Genomic DNA, 2,688 nt, shown 5'->3' with positions numbered 1-2,688 from the left:
AATTATGTGACGAAGGATAACACATGGAGGGCTGAAAAAACCAACACCTAAGGCCAAACGAGTGGATTCTTCCTTAGGTACTTTAATCTTGTGAGGTAAAGTCCCTTGCGTGTCAGTTGGATCTAAGATTTGGACCAGGCTCTCGTCTCTTTTTAATTGGTACTTATGCTTTTCTCCTTTTTCATCCTGTATCTCAGCGATTAGATTTTCGGAAACGACTTCAGGCAATCCGCTAGGATTTCGAAGATCAAGCGTTAGTGTATAGCTAAAAGACTGAAACCGAAGCTCATTGTCTTTACCTGACTTAAAACGGATTACATCATCCAGAAAACTCATTTTTAGCCCAAGTTTTACTGGTTTAGCCTGTTCTCTCTCCCTCATAATTTTGTTTCGGACTTCCGCTATCCCACCCAAGTCATTTACAGCGAATTCGGCATTTTGACTAACCGCATTCTGAAGGAAACGCAAAGCCGAAATAAGATTTGTCTTGCCAGAGGCATTTGCTCCTACTATAAAATTCAAATGACCCAGTGGTAAGACCTGCTCAGGTGTTCCGAAACTTTTAAAACCTTCAATTCTAAGTTCAGTAATCATAGTAGACGCTCTCATGTTTTAAAAGACTTGAATATACTTTGAATGTCTTACTGATGTTCGGTATTTAACTTGACAAGAATAACCTTGATTTTGCAGGCTAAAATCTGTCAAGTCAACTCGCGATCGTCAGTAGTATAGGATCTCGCACCGCGCGGCGCAATCGCGTCAACAAATCTCCAAACGATTCCAACGGATTGCCGGTTTGTGTGAGATGTGCATTGAGCAATTTTGCCAGCCGGGCGATGCGATCGTAGGTTGCATAGCTTTCTCCGGCTAAGCGAGAGGGTAAGATCGAATTATTGGTAAGCAGTGGGTCGGCGTCCGCTGCAATCTCACCTCTGGCCACGGCGCGTTCGAAATCGACGGTGCCGGGAATGGGCGAAAAAGCCGCCAACCGTATGCCCACGCCGAGGGTGTGAACATAGGCCATGCTGCACAAAACCTCGTCAATCGGCTGGCCGGGCAGAGCCATCATAACATAAGCGTCCAACTCCTGTGGCCCAAAACCCGCGGCTTGCAGGTTTTGCACGCCGCGCGCGAACGTCTCATTGCTGACTTTTTTGCTCATATCGCGTTGGCGTTCGGCGTTGCCGCTTTCATATGCCAAACGAATGGTTTTGAATCGCGCGCGCTGCATGAGCTGCGCGGCGGCGGCATCGATAAATTTGACTTGCAGGCCATTCGGCGTATGAAAAGTCGCTTGAATTTGTTGCGCGATGATTTGTTCGCACAGCGGCAGGAAATGATGATCGCGATTGGTGAGCAGAGCATCATCGTAAAATGCGAATTCGCGCACACCGAGACCGTGATGCAGCCAGTCCAACTCAGCCATAATATTTGTGACAGAACGCCAGCGATAGTTCCCTGAAACAAGACGCGAAGCGCAGAAAGTGCATTTCAGCGGGCAGCCGCGCGAAGTCATGAGCGTGGCATAGTGGAGATTCGTATAAAGATCGAATGCCGGCCACGGCAAGTCATCTAAATTCTTGATTGATCCACCGGAGATGATTTGAGCTGATTCTCCATTGCCTGTAATGCGCTGGCGCCCGCCCAATTTTTCAACTAAAGAGGCGATAAACAATTCGGCTTCACCGCTGACAATCACATCCACGCCCGAAGTTTGCCGGGCATGCTCGCTGCATAGCGTTGCATAAATGCCGCCGAGCACAATGGGAATGCCGGGAAACAATTTGCGTAAAGCTGCAATTGTTTCTTGCAATCCGGGATACCAATACGTCATGCCGCTGGTGATCAGAATTACGTCGGGGCGCGGCTCTTCCAAGCAAAGCTTGCGAAACAGTTCCAACGGCAGGCCATAGCGTGCCAATTTGCGCGGAATGTTGGCGTAGACTTTGGGTTTGGCAACCGGTTGGCGCACGAACTTTCCCGTGCTCCAGCGCCGATTTTGCGTGTGTGTTTGGCCTTGCCACCGCAACAACGCCGGATGCGAACGATCCATGCAATCCACCAGGCGAACGGCATAACCGGCTTGCCGCAACACCGCCGCGAGGTAAAGCAAGCCCATCGGCTTCATCCAAAAATCATATGCCGCAAAATCGGTTACCCAGGGATTAACGAGCAGGATTTTGGGTGAAAGCGAGTGCATTTAGCTGGCTATTTTATTTTGATGAGCGAGAATCGTGATCGCAGGACTGGGCTAATGAGTTTTGACATTCATGTTCGGTAATGTTCAGCCACGGCCTGGCCGTGGCTTGATCATAGTAGAAGCCGTGGCCGAACAAGCCGGAATTACTGCTTTTGAATTCAAAAAAAATTAGCGCGGAGCAGCTTTAAGAGTAGTTGTTTTTAGTTCTGAACGTCAAGCTTCGAGCCGGTGAGACGTTCATAGGCTTCTAAATACTTTTGACTCGTTGTTTGTACGACGTCGTGCGGCAAATCCGGCGCAGGCGGTTGTTTGCTCCATTGGATGGAAATGAGATAATCTCGCACGAATTGCTTGTCAAAGCTGGGTTGGCTGCTGCCCGGTTTATAACTTGCCATGGGCCAGAAGCGCGAAGAATCGGGCGTGAGCAGTTCATCAATAAGCATGAGCTTGCCTTCTTTTAGGCCGAATTCCATTTTGGTGTCGGCGAT

3 protein-coding genes are annotated in these 2,688 nt (G+C 49.0%); all 3 read right to left on the bottom strand.

Annotated features, from left to right (window positions below; all coding sequences use genetic code 11):
* Window positions 1–609 (bottom strand): hypothetical protein (locus FBQ85_28985; protein MDL1879170.1); only part of this gene is annotated, 609 nt, incomplete at its 3' end.
* 97 nt (window positions 610–706) lie between these two features.
* Window positions 707–2,200, bottom strand: coding sequence for a radical SAM protein (locus FBQ85_28980; protein ID MDL1879169.1), 1,494 nt, complete (start codon window positions 2,198–2,200; stop codon window positions 707–709).
* Between the two features lie 200 nt (window positions 2,201–2,400).
* The coding region (locus tag FBQ85_28975; protein ID MDL1879168.1) for a phosphoribosylaminoimidazolesuccinocarboxamide synthase at window positions 2,401–2,688 on the bottom strand (288 nt) is incomplete at its 5' end.

The sequence above is a fragment of the Cytophagia bacterium CHB2 genome (genome assembly GCA_030263535.1).
GTDB lineage: Bacteria > Zhuqueibacterota > Zhuqueibacteria > Zhuqueibacterales > Zhuqueibacteraceae > Coneutiohabitans.
The sequence above is the reverse complement of the archived record's forward strand: the minus strand, read 5'-3'. Positions and strand labels throughout refer to the sequence as shown.

Bases quoted from the DNA above. Each gene is read 5' to 3' on its own strand.
- FBQ85_28980 (MDL1879169.1), bottom strand. From the start codon at position 2,200: ATGCACTCGCTTTCACCCAAAATCCTGCTCGTTAATCCCTGGGTAACC.